Here is a 15,504-nt window from a genome sequence, read left to right on the forward strand (position 1 = left end):
AAAATAATTTGTTTTTCTATCATTTTGGTTATTTTTTCTTATTAAAGAAGTATAAAAATGATATAATACCTCTATTCAAGTGTAATGTTGGAGCGATGCAGAGTGAATACATTTAAAGGTGCCCGGGGAAAGATCAAGCTTTATCTCATATTGGTGATCATCCCGGCACTTATTATCAGCTTTTTCATTTATGAAAAAGAAAAGCAGAAAATAGCCGATAAACACATACAGGAAGCCAGTATGATGCTCAACCTTCACCGCAATAAGCTCAATTATTTAATCGGTGAAACAAAAGCCCGGATGACAACACTTGCGATCGCTGTCGATAAGCCTGTCAATGAAGAAAAGATCATTGACATTCTCGATCAGGCTTTTGAGGATGAACCCAGATTCAGCGGACTGTATATGCTGAATTCCAAAGGTGATGTCATCGCAAGCACGACTGATCTGAAATCAAAGGTGAATTTGGCCGACAGACCGTATTTTACGAAGGCGAAAAAGACGAAAAAAACGGTCATCACAAATGACTACTCCAGCAGAATTACAGGCCAGCGCATCTTCACGATCTGCGTGCCGGTGTTAGACGCAAAACGGGAAGTCACGGATTATTTAGTAGCCGCCATACAAGTCGATTATTTGAGAAATATGATCAATATGCTGAGCCCTGACGTTTATGTCAAGGCAACCAATCAGAATAAAGTGATATTTGCCAGCGGACGGGCTGATCAATCAGAAGGTGTGAAACCGGTCAGCGGCTATCTGGATGATATTAATTGGAATATCAATGTTTATCCGAAACCGGTTGAGCTGAATGAGCTGACCAAAAGCGTGCTGCTGCCGATGTCCAGTATTGCCGTGCTGCTGAATATTCTGTTCATCCTCGTTCAATATTATTTGCTTAAGCGCAAGACCCAGCTGGAGCGCGCTCAAAATGAAGCGCAGAAATTGGAGCTTATCGGAACGCTTGCCGCCAGCACCGCCCATGAAATCCGCAACCCGCTTACAGGGATCAGCGGCTTCATTCAGCTTTTGCAGAAAAAATACAAATCGGAGGAAGATCAGCTGTATTTCTCAATTATTGAGCAGGAGATTAAACGGATCAATCAGATTGTCAGTGAGTTTTTAGTGCTTGGAAAACCTACTGCTGAACGGTTGGAAGTGAACTCGCTGCAGGATATTCTTGATGAGATTATGCCGATTATTTATTCTGAAGGGAATCTATACAATGTGGAAGTGAATGTGGAGATTCTCGTCAATCGGCCGCTCAAGGTCAACTGCACGAAAGACCATATTAAACAGGTGATTTTAAATGTCGCGAAAAACGCGCTGGAATCCATGCAGGAAGGCGGCCGGCTGTCCATCTATTTAGAAGCCCGCGATCATAAAGCAGTCATTAAGGTGGCCGACAACGGAATGGGCATTTCTGAAGATATGCTTGAGCACATTTTTCTTCCGTTTGTAACGTCAAAGGAAAAAGGCACCGGCCTCGGCCTTGTCGTATGTAAACGAATCATGCTGATGTACGGCGGTTCGATTGACATTCAAAGCGAAGTCGATAAGGGCACAGAGGTCACCATTACCCTCCCTGCCGCTTCTCGATGAAAAAAACACCCTGATCGGGGTGTTTTTTATTTAAAGAAGAGTATGTGTAAGAGGATATACCAGAGGAACGGCATCATAGCCGGCAGATAGTACGAGGCGCTTCGTGAGCCGTGCCAGCGGAAAAATGTGCTGACTGTACGCGGTCATCTTTCGGATGCGGCGCTTGATCAGGAAGCGCATTCAGTCTTCGTTATCTGTTTTATCATCCATCATTTGTTTGCTTCATATGCAGGCATGACGTCACCGCGGGAGAACAAGCCTATTTTCTTCACAAGGCCCTGTATTCCTTGGTGATGTGTACGATCACGGTTTACCAGCTGCTGATACGCGTTCATCAGACAGTCCAGTTCCTGGCTGTGCCTGATCGTGTCATATCCTGTAAACCCTTGCCTGTTAGCCGCATCTATCATCATTTTTCTTTTTTTATCAATAGATAGAAGCAATTTTTCTTGTTCAGAATAACTGCCCATTCACTTCACCCCTCACCGCTAAAAGAATAGGAAACAAGTTTGATTGGGTTATTGAGCATTATTACAGATTATACTTTATTTGTAAACATTTTTTTACTAAATAACTTATTTTTTCATTTCATATTGGAATCTTTAGCATGAATAAGAGAATAATACCCATTCGGGTAATGATATAAACAGAATGCGGCATATTCAAGAATTAAAAAACAGCCAAAGCTGACTTTATATTACAATAAAAAACCTCTCATGCCGGTGGGTGCATGAGAGGTTCGGGCGTCTATCAGTTTTGCACACTTTCATTTTCGTAAATCGGCACCCAGCCCTCAGTCGTCACGAAGATTCGGATTGCGACGACCCGGCGGTCTTCCTGAAGCGTAAAGTAGTGGCGGATGTTCTCCGGAACTGAAATCAAATCTCCCGGATTTAAACGGACGTCGAAAAATGTGCCGTCTTTGCCTTGAATGACGAAGATGCCGTGTCCGCTGACGATAAAGCGGACTTCATCATCCGTGTGGTGATGTTCTCTTTGGAAATTTTTTAATAATTCATCAAGATTCGGCGTGGTGTCTGATAAAGAAATGACATCCTGAGACTGATATCCGCGCCGGGCTGAAATGTCCTGAATCTCCGTGTCAAACGCCGCGAGAATCCGTTCTTTTTCATCTTCGGTTAGATCGTATTTTTCCGAAAGCTCAGACGGAAGTTTTTCAATGTTCCACTGCTCATAGATCACCTCTTGTTCGTCTAAGAAGCGCGCTACTTCTTCCTGATGTTCAATGAGCGTATTTTTTTCGTCATGAATTCTGATGGTCGCCATTTTCTATTCCTCCTTTTATTTTACCAGCTGCGGCCGAAGTGACAGAAGCTTGAGGTGACAGCTGAATAAAAATTCATAGGCTTCCAGCACCCTTTTCGCTTCAAATGCGGTCCGCCCCCATGCCGTAATGCCGTGATTGCGGATTAACACCGCGCCTGAGCCGGCGGCCGCATGGTGCGCGAAGTTTTCGGCCAATGCCGGGATGTGCGCCGGATTGTCAATGATCGGAACGGTCACGGACGCGTTTTCCTCCCATAATCCGAGCGCCTTAATCATCTCCTGCCCCTGAAAAGTGATTTGTTTTTCATCCCCGTAAAGCTCTGAGATGACATTATTATTGACGGTATGGACATGCAGACAGCAGCCGGCGTCTGTCTTTTGGTATAAGTAAGTGTGGAGAAGCGTTTCTGCTGAGGGTTTTAAAGAATGGCCGGTCTCAGCGGGCTTCCCGTTCTCATCGATTAAGAGAAAATCTTCATCTGTTTCTTTTCGTTTGTCTTTTCCGCTCGCCGTAACGAGGAAAGTCAGCGGCGCGTCGGATACTTTGATGGAAAGATTCCCGCTCGTTGCCGGGAACCAGTCTCTTTCAGCCAGCTCGCGCTTTACCTCGGCAAGTTCGCGCCAGCGTTCTTCTTTTGCAGCCATGCCTGCACCTCCCCGATGTTTTCAATGCCTGTTTTCACCTCATGAAAATCTTGAAAAGGCAGATGCCGGAGGCCGAGTTCTTTGCATTCAGTCAAAAGATAATCTCTCGCAAAGCACATATCGGACAACTTTGCAGCCTCGACATCCGTGACCGAATCACCGATCATAATGAGAAATTTCTGCTGATCGGATAGCTTACGGATGACTGACGGTTTGCAGCAGCCGCATTGATTGGTACAGTCTCCGTCACAGGCGTGCGGCCAGTCTATATGAATATGCTCATTGTCAAAGGATGCATGATTGCAGAAAATCCGCTCCTTTTCTACGATCCCTTCCAAAAGCGGATGCACAAAAAAGTCCATTCCCCCGCTTACGATATAAAACGGGAGGCCGTTTGACCGGACAAACGAGACAAAATCCAAAAAGCCGTCCCGTATTTTCGCATCCTTCAGAATAAAGCCGGTCAGTTCTTCTTTTAAGCTGCTCGGCAGCAGTCCGAACATCCGGCCGACTCCTTCTTGGATTGATATGCTTTTAGACAGAACACCGTCTTTTAATTCAAGCCACTCAGGAGGCGCGAATTCTTTCATCATGCTGACAATGTTGTCGTTCATGGTGACCGTTCCGTCGAAATCACAAATAATCAGCGGTGTGCGGGTCATACGGCTTCCACCCTTCCCCATTTGTCTAATGCGAGCTGAAGATCTTTGCACGACGCGGCTTTTTCTTCAATCGGCTGCGCTTCAAGCACCGCATCAATGATGGCGCGGAACGCTTTTCCCCCGCCCTCGGCTCCTTTCGGATGGCCGTGAATGCCTCCGCCGGCATTGATGATGTGATCGATGCCGAAATCGCGCATCAATAATGGCACCATACCGGGGTGAATGCCTGCTGACGGGACGGCAAACGACGGATGAAAGACATCGTCTTTTACACATTCATCATGGATTGCAAGCGCGGACTCCTTCGGAAGAGCAACGGATCCGTAAGGTGACGGAAATAAACTGAAATCAGCGCCGCAATAGCGGTTCAGCTTGCCGAGCAAAAGCGCATGCGACAAGCCGTAAACGGGAGATGATGTGAACGCGCCGCTGACTGCCGGATGCGCCATGATCGGAAGCGGGATTTCCCTGTCCTCAGCAAGACTCTGCATCACATCTAAACCGTAAGCAAACACATTCAATAAAAGCGCGTCCGCCCCGAGTTCTGCCGCGCGCCTCGCTTTATCCCGCAATTCAGCGGTCCTTCCCGTAAGGTTTACGGCATACAGCGTTTTATGCCCCGTCTCCTCCCGGGTTTCCTTCAGGACTTGTTTTCCTTCGATAATGCGGGTTTCAAACGGAGCCAGTTCATTTTCAAAGAAAATTTCGTCATCTTTAATAAGATCCACGCCGCCGAGCGCCTGCTGTCTGAGCTGTTCTTTAATGTCGGCGAGATCCCGTCCGATCACGCCTTTAAATATGCTCATCAGAAGCGGTCTTTCAAATTCGCCCAGCAGTTTGCGGATGCCGTATATACCGAATTTCGGCCCGGGAAGGGAGCGTTTAAACCCTTCGGAAAATTCAAGATCAGTCAATTTTATTTTTCCGTCCAGTGACAGCTTTCCGAATACCGTCGTCAGGACGGCCGGAATATCTCTTGAAAAATTCGCCTCGGGATAGGCGATGGTGATGACGGATTGTGTTTCGTTTTCTGAGGTTCCTTCTTTCTCCTCAACTTTTACGACCCGCCCTTTATGTTTTCTGAGCTGTTCCTGCTTCACCAGGGGCAGGTCAGTCCAGGAGCCTACCGTCAGCCCCGCCGCAATCTGTTCCGCCCGCTTTTCACTGTCCGTTGTGTCTGTCAGAAGATATGTTGCCAATACTTCGCTCATGCGTGAACGCCTCTCTTTCTTTCGCAAAACATAAAAAAACCTCTTCCGTATGAGCAGAAAGAGGCTTCGTGTTATGTCCGAATCTTATCTCTCAGCTCCTGCTGCAAGAATTAGCACCGTGCTTTATCAGTCGGTTGCCGGGCTTCATCGGGCTCGTCCCTCTGCCTGCTCTTGATAAGAATAATGATTTTATAAAGTATTTTGAATTATCGCATTGTTATCCTGATATGTCAATGCTTTTTCGGGTGAAAAGATTCAGTTTCCCGATCCTTTCCGCAGCTTCTTTAAGTCTTTCTTCACTTGTCAGAAGACCGACTCTTATATAGCCTTCCCCCCATTTTCCGAACCCGTTTCCGGCAGCGACCGCGACATCCGCTTTCTCGAGCAGCAGGTCTGAAAACGACTGTGACGTATAACCGTCAGGCACAGGGAGCCATGCAAAAAAGGAGCCCGCCGGAGCCGTCACATCCCAGCCGATATCGCGGCAGGCTTTAATCCATGCATTGCGTCTCGATTCATATCTGTCATTTTGCGCCGCGACGCATGCCTGATCCGCTAAAAGTGCGGCTGCCGCCGCCTGCTGCGCCGCGGGAAACAGGCTGACAAACATATGATCCTGATAAAGGTTGATCGCTTCGATGACAGAAGCGTTTCCGACGGCAAATCCGACCCGCCAGCCCGCCATATTATACGTTTTGGACAAGGTATAGATTTCGATTCCCGTCTCTTTTGCGCCTTCGGTCTGCAAAAAGCTCAGCGGTTTATGCCCGTCAAAGCCGACGGCTCCGTACGCGAAATCATGAACGACACAAATGCCGTTTTGCTCCGCAAAACCGACCGTCTCCTCGAAAAACGCCTCTGTCGCCACAGCGCCGGTCGGATTATTCGGATAATTGAGATACAGCAGCTTCGCCTCGCTCCGCACCTTTTCAGGAATTACGCTGTAATCAGGGAGAAACCCTCTTTCTTCCGTCAGCGGCATCATTTCCATTCTCGCTTTTGCAAGGGCGACGCCTGACCAGTAATCAGGATATCCGGGATCAGGCACCAGAATGGTATCTCCCGGGTTTAAAAGACATTGCGGAAGCTCAACAAGTCCCGCCTTGCCTCCGAACAGCACGGCGACTTCCGTTTCAGGATCAAGCGTGACCCCGTACTCCCTTTCATAAAATGCAGCGGCTGCTTTTTTGAAGCTGTAAGCGCCCCGGAATGATGAGTATTTATGATTTTCCGGCCTTTCGACGGCGCGCTTCATTTCTTCAACGATATGCTGAGGCGTCGGCTGATCAGGGTTTCCCTGCCCTAAGTTGATGACGTCTCTGCCTTCTTTCAGCTTTTGATTCACTTTTTGCACCAATGATGCGAAAAATTGTTCCGGCAGCTGTTTGAGTACATCTGAGATTTCAAAGTTCATATTTTCACCTTCTAAAAATGTCTTGAAATGATAGTCCATCATCATATATGGTTAAATAAAAAAAGTAAAGAGAAACTTGAGGTGTTAAAAAATGAAATGGACCGTTTCCTGTTTGCAATTTGATATTTCATACGGAAATCCTTCAGAAAACTTTAAAAAAGCAGAATCTTTGATTGAGCAAGAAAGCCGCCATGCTGATGTAATCGTGCTTCCTGAGTTGTGGACGACCGGCTATGATCTCACACGGCTAGACCAGCTGGCGGATGAAAACGGCAAAGTTTCGGAACAATGGCTTAAAGAAACGGCAAAAACATACAACGTACACCTCGTTGCCGGATCTTTTGCGGTCAAAGAAGGCGAAAATGTCTATAACACCATGTACATCGCCGATAACAGCGGACAGATCGTGAAGCGGTATCAGAAAGCCCATCTGTTTCAGCTGATGGATGAACACCTTTACTTGTCAGCAGGAAACAGCGACGGTTCCTTTGAGCTTGACGGTGTCAAGTGCGCCGGGCTGATCTGCTATGATATCCGTTTCCCCGAATGGATCAGAAAGCATACGTCCCAGGGCGCGAATGTCCTGTTTATCTCTGCGGAATGGCCTCTGCCCCGCCTTGATCATTGGCGAAGCCTGCTTATCGCCAGAGCAATTGAAAACCAATGTTTTGTCGCAGCCTCTAACTGCACGGGGTCCAATCCCGATAATGAATTTGCCGGCCACAGCCTGATTATTGACCCGTGGGGCCGGATTTTAGCCGAAGGAGACCGGACGGAAGGCGCAGTCCGGGCGGAAATCGATGTGTCAGAAAGCGCGGCCGTGCGGGGAACCATTCCGGTTTTCCAAGACTTGCGGCGTGATTTATATTAATTTTCAAAAAAATGTTGACAAGAATATCCGGCACCTGCTAATATTTTCATCAACTGATTAATCCGAATTGTGATACAAATCAATATATTTTTCTCTTATCGAGAGTTGGGCGAGGGATTGGCCTTTTGACCCCAACAGCAACCGACCGTAATTCCATTGTGAAATGGGGCGCGTACATTTTGCGCCGAGACGATTGTCTCATAAGGCACGGTGCTAATTCCATCAGATGTTATCTGAGAGATAAGAGGCGGACTGCACTGTTTCAGCCTCCTTCTCTTTCAGAGAAGGAGGCTTTTTTTCGGGCGTATTCTCCGTCACGATCTCTTACTGCCACTACATAATTGGAGGGTAAATCCATGTCAGCAACTAAAACAAGTCTTTATGAACAATTAACAGAAAGCTCCGCCGCCGCGTTAGCCGTCAAGCTCGGCTTATTCCAAAACAAAAGCACTCTGACATGCCGTGAAATCGGCGACGGCAATTTAAATTATGTCTTTCATGTTTACGATAAAGAAAACAAAAAAGGACTGATTATTAAACAGGCAATCCCTTACGCGAAAGTCGTCGGTGAAAGCTGGCCGCTTACGATTGATCGGGCGAGAATCGAAAGCAGCGCCCTCATCCGCCAGGGCGAACACGTGCCGCACCTCGTTCCGGCCGTTTACTATTCCGATACTGAAATGGCCGTCACGGTAATGGAAGACCTCTCCCATTTGCGGATTTCAAGAAAAGGGCTGCTGGAAGGGCAGCATTATCCGAACTTATCGGTTCATATCGGTGAATTTTTAGGGAAAACGCTGTTTTACTCATCTGATTATGCGCTTGATGCGAAAGTAAAGCAGCAGCTCGCAAAGCAGTTTACAAATCCTGAGCTTTGCAATATTACGGAAAGGCTTGTGTTTACAGAACCGTTTCTCGACCATGAGACAAACGATTTTGAAGAGGAGCTGCGCCCATACGCAGAAAAAGTTTGGAACAATTCCCAGCTGAAAGAAGGCGCTGGCGAATTGAAAGCCATCTTTCTGAATTCCGCGGAAACATTGGTTCACGGCGATCTGCACACGGGAAGCATTTTCGCCGATGCACATGAAACAAAGGTGATTGATCCCGAGTTTGCTTTCTTCGGACCGATCGGGTTTGACATCGGCCAATTTATCGCCAATCTGCTGTTAAACGCCCTCAGCCGCGACGGTGACGACAGACAGCCGTTATATGATCATACTGCCGCCGTATGGGATACATTTGTGAAAACATTCAGTGAAGCATGGGAGAAAGACTGCTTGCCTTCCCGCAGACACCTGCTGGAAGACACACTGAAAAACGCGTTTGAGGAAGCGGTCGGTTTTGCGGGATGCGAACTGATCCGGCGCACGATCGGACTCGCCCATGTGGCTGACTTAGATGAAATCACTCCGTTTGACAAACGAATCGAACGGAAGAAGCTCGCGCTTGACATCGGCGCCTATTATATCGAAAACAGAAAAAAACTGAAGCATATCACCGAGGTTCTGGACCAATTTAAGCTTCGTGTAAAGGAATGATGCAGCATGACCAATGAATTTGCCATCCCCCGTTCTGTAGAATGGAAAGAAACCTACATCCGCATTTTAAATCAGCAAAAGCTTCCCGACGTCACTGAATATGCGGAACTTAAAACAAAGGAAGATGTATTCGACGCGATTGTCACGCTGAAAGTAAGGGGCGCCCCGGCCATCGGTATAACCGCGGCGTTCGGACTCGCGCTCTCCGCCAAGTCGTTTGAAGCCCGCGACCTTTCAGATTTCCGACGTCAGTTCGCGGATGTCAAAGCATATTTAAACAGTTCAAGGCCCACTGCCGTCAACCTCGCGTGGGCGCTTGACAGACTGACGGATTCCATCAGGGATGCGACCTCAATCAATGAAGCGAAGACAACGCTCGTTCATGAAGCCATTCAAATTCAGATTGAGGATGAAGAAACATGCCGAATGATCGGCCAGAATGCGCTGCACCTTTTTAAAAAAGGCGACCAGATCATGACCATCTGCAATGCGGGCTCGATTGCCACAAGCCGATACGGTACGGCGCTCGCTCCCTTTTACTTAGCGAAACAAAAAGACCTCGGCCTTCATATCTACGCATGTGAAACAAGACCCGTTCTCCAAGGATCACGGCTGACGGCGTGGGAGCTGATGCAGGGCGGAATTGATGTCACGCTCATTACGGACAGCATGGCCGCCCATACAATGAAGGAAAAACATATTTCTGCAGTCATTGTCGGCGCTGACAGAATTGCAAAAAACGGTGATACGGCCAACAAAATCGGAACGTACGGCCTCGCTATTTTGGCAAACGCCTTTCAAATTCCGTTTTTTGTGGCCGCACCGCTTTCGACATTTGACTTGCAGATTGAAAACGGCTATCAGATTCCGATTGAAGAGAGAGATCCGGATGAAGTCAGACAGATCTCCGGCATACGCACCGCTCCCGAAGATGTGCCGGTCTTCAATCCGGCCTTTGACATCACACCGGGCAGCCTGATTTCCGGCATTATAACCGAGAAAGGAATTGTGACCGGCTCTTACACGGAAGAAATTGAACAATTATTCACTGACTGCCAGCTGAGCTGAAAAACCGCTGATGATATTGCCTCAGGCAATGTCAGCGGTTTTTTTGTCTGCACAATGTAATCACTTCATCTTTTTGGACGGCTGTAATGAGATGCATTTTAAAAAACAGCTCTGCATAACCGGCTATCTTTTGCGGACGGCTCATTTTCATCAGGCTTCGTCCTCCTTTTTCATCAGACCAACTTTTTTCACTTAATAAAATGATATGTCGGACGTGAAAAAACGGAACGTGCCATACGCTTTATTTTTCTTTATAGGATATTTGTTCGATGTTCAGCAGCACCGCTTTTACATCCGTCTTCGTGCCCGCGTATCCCGTTAAGGCGCTGTTTTTGCCGATTACCCGATGGCAAGGGATCAAAATCGGCAGCCGGTTTCGTTTATTGGCTTGTCCGATGGCGCGCACCGCTTTCGGTTTTCCGATCGCTTCAGCCATATCGCCGTAGCTTCGGGATTCCCCGTAAGGAATCATCGTCAGCGCGTTCCATACCCTTTCCTGAAAGGGTGTGCCTTTTTGTCTCAGAGGCAGAGAGAATTGCTTTCTTTCTCCTGAAAAATATGATGCCAGCTGCTGTTTCGCCTCCGACAGCAAAGCGGTTTCGCACGGCTTTACGCCGGGCGCGTCTTTCCGCCATTCCTCAAAATCTTCCCCGGTGAGAAACAGGCCGGTAATAAAGCTCTCTTCCTCTGTTATGATGACGGTTCCAAACGGCGCTCTCACACTTGTAAAACAGATCATTCCCCGCTCCTTCTTTCTTCGGTATTCTGCCGGATCGGAAGCGTCAAATGAAAAACGGTGCCCTTCCCTTCTTTACTTTCCACATGAATGCGTCCCTGATGTTCTTCGATGATTTTATAGCTGACCATGAGACCGAGGCCCGTTCCCCTGTCTTTTGTCGTGTAAAATGGTTCACCCAGACGTTTTAATTTGTCTTCGGAAATGCCTGTTCCTTCATCTTGAATAGAAATCAAAATGTGGTCTTGATCAGAAGACTGAATGGTCACGTAGATATTGCCGCCGCCCGGCATGACTTCAATGGCGTTTTTTAAAATATTGATAAACACCTGTTTTAATTGATTCGGTTCACAGTAAATCGGCGGGATGTTTCCGGTCAGGTTCAGATGGATCTGCACATTGACAAGATTGGCCTGGGCATTCAAAAGATCAGCCGTGTCTTTCATAATCTGCGTCACGTCTTTTTCTTCATATAATATCGCCTGGGGTTTCGCTAAAATTAAAAATTCAGTGATGATAGACTCGATGCGTTTTAATTCTGAGGTAATGACGTTAAAGTACAGAGAATATTCGCCTTCAATGCTTCCTTGAAGAAGCTGAATGAACCCTTTCAGCGCCGTCATCGGGTTTCTGATTTCGTGGGCGATGCCCGCCGCCAGCTCCCCTACAACATGAAGAGTGTCGGATTTCCGCAGCCTCTCTTCAAGCTCTTTGGCCTCTGTGACATCTTTAAAGATGGCCAGATTCATATTTTGAATGATATTTCTTTTGAAGGAGAATTCCAGTTTGCGGCTGTCGCTGCTGCTTAACAGGAAGGGGATTTCATTATCCATTCCTTCTAAATCAATCTTTCTGGCGGGAACACCCGCGTTTTCAATATCAAATAAAGAAAGAATATCCGGAACGGTGTACGCTCTCAGCTCCTCATCCGGCATACCGAGTATACGGCTTGCGAGAGGATTCGCGTCAATAATGCGGAATTGGTTGTCAAATAAGACCTTGCCGTCCATTGAGCCGTTGAATACTTTTCTGAATTTCAGCTCGCTTTCCCGCAATTCCTTTTCCATCCGCTTACGATCGCTGACATTTCTTAAAATGGTTAAATGCTGACCTTCAAGTATGGTTCGTTTTGATGTGAATTCCAACTCTTTAAATTGGCCGTTTGCCATCTGAAACAGCATTTCTTCACGGATTTCCCCGTATTTTTCATATTTTTTCTTAATCTGTTTGTATTTTTTCTGCGGATCAACGATAAACGTACATAAATTCGTCTCCACCAGTTTATCCATCGGCAGTTCGAAAATGCGGCACGCCGATTCGTTTGCTTTGGCAATCTTTCCGTCATCAGACCAAATGACAATCGCGTCCATGGCGTTTTCAAAAATTTCGCGGAATCGCTCTTCGCTTTTAAAAAGTTTCAATTCCATCAACCGTTTCTCTGTTATGTCTCTCATAATAGACATGTAGAACCCGCTGATTAAGTTGGACGTAATCGTAAATTCAAACAGCTTCTCTTCGCCCGACCGAAGCTTGACGGGCAGTTCTCCTTTGGCGTTTCCTTTTCTGCGGAGGGTTTCCCAGATTTCTTTCAGATGCTTTTTGTTTTCTCCGTCGGTAAAATGGCGGAGCGACAGATGGGACAATTCATTCTGGCCGATCTCAAAGCTTTTGCAAAAAGAGAGGTTCGCATCAATAAACCCGCCGTCCTTATCAAACAGCACGATGCCGTCGACAGCCCTGTCAAACAAATCTTTAAACAGCTGCTCGTTCATGGAGAATTCGCGCTCTAATATTTTTTTAGAGGAGATGTCCCTCATCACCACAAAAAAATAATCCTCCCCAATTCCGTCTCTGGCGAGGAATTCAATGTATTTCGTCGCGCCGCTGTCAAGCTTAATCGGCACCTCTTTCCACAGATGGCCTTTTTTTAAAAACTTTTTCACGGCCTTATTCAGTTCTTCCTGAGGCACGGAATATAAAAAATCCAGGACGGAGCGGTTAATGAGGCTCTCTGCCTCAATCTGCATCATCCGGGCCGCAGCCTCGTTCGCCTGGACGATTTTCATTTCCTTACGGCATATAAAAATGGCATCAAGCGTGTTATTCATAATCACGTGATACCGGTTCAAATCACTCTTCAGGCGGTCATTTTCCTCTTTCATCCGCTTCAGCTGCTCTTTCAGCGACTCGTTTGTTTGCAAATCCAGAGTTTCAGCCATTCAGTACACTCCTTCTTCAAAAACCTATCCTTCAATATTTCTACAAAATACCTCATCTTCCTTCATTCGCCCTATACATTTCAGAAAATTTCAATGATATGACAAGTTAAAGTCTTTTTCTACGATCCTTACCTCCCCATTACATCATCCTAACAATCCCTTTTGTCCTCCTTCAATTTTTTGTTTTTTATTTTAAAATGAACACCAACAGGAAATAATCATGAAGTGGATGATTTTTGAAGAGAAGGTGATGCTATGACAAAATCGCGAGACAGTTACTTTGACAACGCCAAGTTTATCTTGATTTTTCTGGTGGTGTTCGGCCATATCCTCCGGTCATTTATTAACGGAAATGAGTTTATGCTCCATCTCTACAAATTCATTTATACTTTTCATATGCCGGCCTTTATCCTGGTTTCCGGCTATTTCGCAAAAAACTTTAAGCGGAAAGGTTATGTGAAGAAGCTGGCTGTGAAGCTGATTATTCCGTACTTGATTTTTCAGGGCATTTACTCAGTTTTTTACTATTTGATTCAGGATGAAAGCATGGCAAGCGTCAATCCGATTGATCCGCAGTGGTCTCTCTGGTTTTTAGTCAGCTTATTCTTTTGGAATCTGCTGCTTTACCCCTTTACGAAGCTGCCGAAAATGTGGGCGCTTGGGGCGAGCTGCGGGCTTGCCGTCATGATCGGGTATCTTGATTTTATCAGCAGCACGCTGAGTCTTTCACGGACGTTTGTTTTTCTTCCGATGTTTCTCGTCGGGTTTTATTTAAAGAAACAGCACTTTGATTTACTTCGGGCTAAAAGAGGCAGACAGATTGCCGCGGGCGTACTGGGGATTGTTTTCCTCTTATGCTGGTGTATTGACTTTGATTACTCGTGGCTGTTCGGATCGGAGCCTTATTCTACATTCGGCACAGTGTCGCTGTTGAGCGGTCTGTCGCGCATCGGCTGGTATGTTTTGGCCTTTGCCGCCACTTTCAGCTTTTTGGCGCTCGTTCCGCAAAAGCGTTATTTCTTTACGAAATGGGGGACGAGAACGTTTTACGTGTATCTGCTGCATGGATTCATTATAAAAACGCTGCGGCAGATCGGGCTTGAAGATCACTTGTCTGATTATCAGAATTTAGTCATGCTCTTAATTTTAACGGCCGCTCTTACGTCCATTCTCTCCAGCAATGCGGTGAAAACGGCCGCACAGCCGTTTATTGAGCTGCGGATCACCGGCTGGCTTGAAGCGGTGAAAGGAACAAGAAACGGTGCTTATTCGAAATAATGCAAAATACCTCTTAAGCGTTGCCGCCTAAGAGGTATTTTTTATTGTTTGCGGTCTTCTTTTTTCTTTGGCTTCGTCTGTTCAAGCGTTTCAATCCATTTTCCGGCGTTATAATCACCGAGCTCGCTTGCAAACTCTTCTTCAAGCAATTTAGGGTCCATCGGCTTTTTATGGTTTTGCATGTCTTTGCTGTGGCGGTTTTTTTTCGTCATGTTACTCGCCTCCTTGTTTGCCGTGTTTTGATTTGCGGTTTGCGCCTCTCAGTCCGGGATCACCGTCATATTGTGTTTTATATGCATCTTTGTCCATGCTCTCAGTCGGTGTGTTGTTGTTGGTCAAAGCTTCATTCTTTGCTGCTTTGCGTTTCATTTGATTTCCTCCTTCTGTCAGCAAATCTGTTTTGAATTCATCAAGCATTTTTTTCAAGTCGCGCACTGTCACGTTTTTGGCCTCATCAAGGAGCTCATAGCCGATCTGTCCGTTCGGCTCAAGCAGCACATATTTAAAATCTTGAATGTCTCCGAGGCCTTCCTGCCTGATCCTCATTGACAGCTGAGATTCGGTAAAACGCATTTTTTTTAAGTTTTCCGGGATGATTTTTCCGTTTCTGACAACGGCGACGGTTTTTCCTGAAAATAAAAACTCAAAAAAGCTTGATTTGATTTCTAAATATTCCATCAGGATTAATACCGCAATAAAAATCGCCGCCGCGAAAATAGTTTCCCATAAATTATGTTCAATAAACGGCTGAATAATAATCGAGCCGATCGAAATCATGATGACTGTCTGGGTCACCGACAGCTGGCTGATTGATTTCCGTCCGGCAATCCGCAATAAAAAGGTACCGACCGCTATCATAACTACCGACTTCCAAAATACGGTAAACAATGACGTCACCTCTTTACAAGTAGAATCTCCAAAGAAACTGTTTCCACTCATCCATTTTACGGCAATAAAAAACACCGCTTTC

At 46.3% G+C, this 15,504-nt stretch carries 15 protein-coding genes and 2 riboswitches; of the genes, 5 read left to right on the top strand and 10 right to left on the bottom strand.

The annotated features are described in order from the left end of the window. Window positions 1-84 precede the first annotated feature (84 nt). Window positions 85-1,602 (top strand): sporulation kinase KinD, encoded by a 1,518-nt coding sequence (locus BGM27_RS02660; RefSeq protein ID WP_046559543.1) that lies wholly within the window; start codon window positions 85-87, stop codon window positions 1,600-1,602. Between the two features lie 209 nt (window positions 1,603-1,811). Here the strand turns inward: BGM27_RS02660 and spo0E are convergent, their stop codons facing one another. From spo0E to BGM27_RS02690, 6 genes are all read right to left on the bottom strand, one after another. Further along, entirely contained in the window at window positions 1,812-2,072 is a 261-nt protein-coding gene (gene spo0E / locus BGM27_RS02665; protein WP_007408464.1) for an aspartyl-phosphate phosphatase Spo0E, read from the bottom strand. A 280-nt stretch (window positions 2,073-2,352) separates the two neighbouring features. Next, window positions 2,353-2,889 carry a 1,2-dihydroxy-3-keto-5-methylthiopentene dioxygenase gene (locus tag BGM27_RS02670; protein WP_007408465.1) on the bottom strand — a complete coding sequence of 179 codons (537 nt, stop codon included), beginning with the start codon at window positions 2,887-2,889 and terminating at the stop codon, window positions 2,353-2,355. A 15-nt stretch (window positions 2,890-2,904) separates the two neighbouring features. After that, a complete protein-coding gene (locus tag BGM27_RS02675) occupies window positions 2,905-3,534 on the bottom strand; it encodes a methylthioribulose 1-phosphate dehydratase (protein ID WP_007408466.1) in 630 nt (209 codons plus the stop codon). Further along, window positions 3,492-4,196 carry a 2-hydroxy-3-keto-5-methylthiopentenyl-1-phosphate phosphatase gene (gene mtnX / locus BGM27_RS02680; RefSeq protein WP_007408467.1) on the bottom strand — a complete coding sequence of 235 codons (705 nt, stop codon included), beginning with the start codon at window positions 4,194-4,196 and terminating at the stop codon, window positions 3,492-3,494. The genes BGM27_RS02675 and mtnX overlap by 43 nt, the downstream gene beginning before the upstream one ends. After that, a complete protein-coding gene (mtnW, locus tag BGM27_RS02685) occupies window positions 4,193-5,407 on the bottom strand; it encodes a 2,3-diketo-5-methylthiopentyl-1-phosphate enolase (protein WP_015239734.1) in 1,215 nt (404 codons plus the stop codon). Before mtnW ends, mtnX begins: the two co-directional genes overlap by 4 nt. An 81-nt stretch (window positions 5,408-5,488) precedes the next feature. After that, window positions 5,489-5,588: riboswitch (SAM riboswitch) on the bottom strand. Window positions 5,589-5,624: 36 nt separating this feature from the next. Beyond that, window positions 5,625-6,821: a pyridoxal phosphate-dependent aminotransferase gene (locus BGM27_RS02690; RefSeq protein WP_007408469.1), complete on the bottom strand. Its 1,197-nt coding sequence runs from the start codon at window positions 6,819-6,821 to the stop codon at window positions 5,625-5,627. Window positions 6,822-6,912: 91 nt separating this feature from the next. Here BGM27_RS02690 and BGM27_RS02695 point away from each other — a divergent pair, with 91 nt between their 5' ends. From BGM27_RS02695 to mtnA, 3 genes are all read left to right on the top strand, one after another. Continuing rightward, window positions 6,913-7,692, top strand: coding sequence for a carbon-nitrogen family hydrolase (locus BGM27_RS02695; RefSeq protein ID WP_003154702.1), 780 nt, complete (start codon window positions 6,913-6,915; stop codon window positions 7,690-7,692). A 92-nt stretch (window positions 7,693-7,784) separates the two neighbouring features. After that, window positions 7,785-7,939, top strand: a riboswitch (SAM riboswitch). Between the two features lie 109 nt (window positions 7,940-8,048). Then, window positions 8,049-9,233 (top strand): S-methyl-5-thioribose kinase, encoded by a 1,185-nt coding sequence (gene mtnK, locus BGM27_RS02700; protein WP_007408470.1) that lies wholly within the window; start codon window positions 8,049-8,051, stop codon window positions 9,231-9,233. Between the two features lie 6 nt (window positions 9,234-9,239). Next, window positions 9,240-10,301, top strand: a complete 1,062-nt coding sequence (gene mtnA, locus BGM27_RS02705; RefSeq protein WP_007408471.1) for an S-methyl-5-thioribose-1-phosphate isomerase — start codon at window positions 9,240-9,242, stop codon at window positions 10,299-10,301. 241 nt (window positions 10,302-10,542) lie between these two features. Here mtnA and BGM27_RS02710 read toward each other — a convergent pair whose 3' ends face one another. Both BGM27_RS02710 and BGM27_RS02715 read right to left on the bottom strand, forming a co-directional pair. Beyond that, window positions 10,543-11,040, bottom strand: a complete 498-nt coding sequence (locus BGM27_RS02710; protein ID WP_007408473.1) for a methylated-DNA--[protein]-cysteine S-methyltransferase — start codon at window positions 11,038-11,040, stop codon at window positions 10,543-10,545. Further along, window positions 11,037-13,256 (bottom strand): PAS domain-containing sensor histidine kinase, encoded by a 2,220-nt coding sequence (locus tag BGM27_RS02715; RefSeq protein ID WP_007408474.1) that lies wholly within the window; start codon window positions 13,254-13,256, stop codon window positions 11,037-11,039. Before BGM27_RS02715 ends, BGM27_RS02710 begins: the two co-directional genes overlap by 4 nt. Before the next feature lie 255 nt (window positions 13,257-13,511). On the opposite strand from BGM27_RS02715, the gene BGM27_RS02720 reads away from it, so the two are divergent. Beyond that, window positions 13,512-14,534: an acyltransferase family protein gene (locus BGM27_RS02720; protein WP_007408475.1), complete on the top strand. Its 1,023-nt coding sequence runs from the start codon at window positions 13,512-13,514 to the stop codon at window positions 14,532-14,534. 41 nt (window positions 14,535-14,575) lie between these two features. Here the strand turns inward: BGM27_RS02720 and BGM27_RS02725 are convergent, their stop codons facing one another. Then, complete coding sequence (locus BGM27_RS02725; protein WP_007408476.1) at window positions 14,576-14,746, bottom strand: hypothetical protein; 171 nt, start codon at window positions 14,744-14,746, stop codon at window positions 14,576-14,578. A 1-nt stretch (window position 14,747) separates the two neighbouring features. After that, window positions 14,748-15,422, bottom strand: a complete 675-nt coding sequence (locus tag BGM27_RS02730; RefSeq protein WP_020953985.1) for a DUF421 domain-containing protein — start codon at window positions 15,420-15,422, stop codon at window positions 14,748-14,750. Window positions 15,423-15,504: the final 82 nt, after the last annotated feature.

The sequence above is a fragment of the Bacillus sp. FJAT-27001 genome (assembly GCF_019039175.1).
Classification (GTDB): domain Bacteria; phylum Bacillota; class Bacilli; order Bacillales; family Bacillaceae; genus Bacillus; species Bacillus velezensis.

What these genes read in the sequence shown, in the direction of transcription:
- mtnW (WP_015239734.1), bottom strand. Translation starts at nt 5,407, where the DNA reads ATGAGCGAAGTATTGGCAACATATCTTCTGACAGACACAACGGACAGT.
- BGM27_RS02675 (WP_007408466.1), bottom strand. Translation starts at nt 3,534, where the DNA reads ATGGCTGCAAAAGAAGAACGCTGGCGCGAACTTGCCGAGGTAAAGCGC.
- BGM27_RS02725 (WP_007408476.1), bottom strand. Translation starts at nt 14,746, where the DNA reads ATGACGAAAAAAAACCGCCACAGCAAAGACATGCAAAACCATAAAAAG.
- mtnK (WP_007408470.1), top strand. Translation starts at nt 8,049, where the DNA reads ATGTCAGCAACTAAAACAAGTCTTTATGAACAATTAACAGAAAGCTCC.
- mtnX (WP_007408467.1), bottom strand. Translation starts at nt 4,196, where the DNA reads ATGACCCGCACACCGCTGATTATTTGTGATTTCGACGGAACGGTCACC.
- BGM27_RS02695 (WP_003154702.1), top strand. Translation starts at nt 6,913, where the DNA reads ATGAAATGGACCGTTTCCTGTTTGCAATTTGATATTTCATACGGAAAT.
- BGM27_RS02720 (WP_007408475.1), top strand. Translation starts at nt 13,512, where the DNA reads ATGACAAAATCGCGAGACAGTTACTTTGACAACGCCAAGTTTATCTTG.
- mtnA (WP_007408471.1), top strand. Translation starts at nt 9,240, where the DNA reads ATGACCAATGAATTTGCCATCCCCCGTTCTGTAGAATGGAAAGAAACC.
- BGM27_RS02690 (WP_007408469.1), bottom strand. Translation starts at nt 6,821, where the DNA reads ATGAACTTTGAAATCTCAGATGTACTCAAACAGCTGCCGGAACAATTT.
- spo0E (WP_007408464.1), bottom strand. Translation starts at nt 2,072, where the DNA reads ATGGGCAGTTATTCTGAACAAGAAAAATTGCTTCTATCTATTGATAAA.
- BGM27_RS02715 (WP_007408474.1), bottom strand. Translation starts at nt 13,256, where the DNA reads ATGGCTGAAACTCTGGATTTGCAAACAAACGAGTCGCTGAAAGAGCAG.
- BGM27_RS02710 (WP_007408473.1), bottom strand. Translation starts at nt 11,040, where the DNA reads ATGATCTGTTTTACAAGTGTGAGAGCGCCGTTTGGAACCGTCATCATA.
- BGM27_RS02670 (WP_007408465.1), bottom strand. Translation starts at nt 2,889, where the DNA reads ATGGCGACCATCAGAATTCATGACGAAAAAAATACGCTCATTGAACAT.
- BGM27_RS02660 (WP_046559543.1), top strand. Translation starts at nt 85, where the DNA reads ATGTTGGAGCGATGCAGAGTGAATACATTTAAAGGTGCCCGGGGAAAG.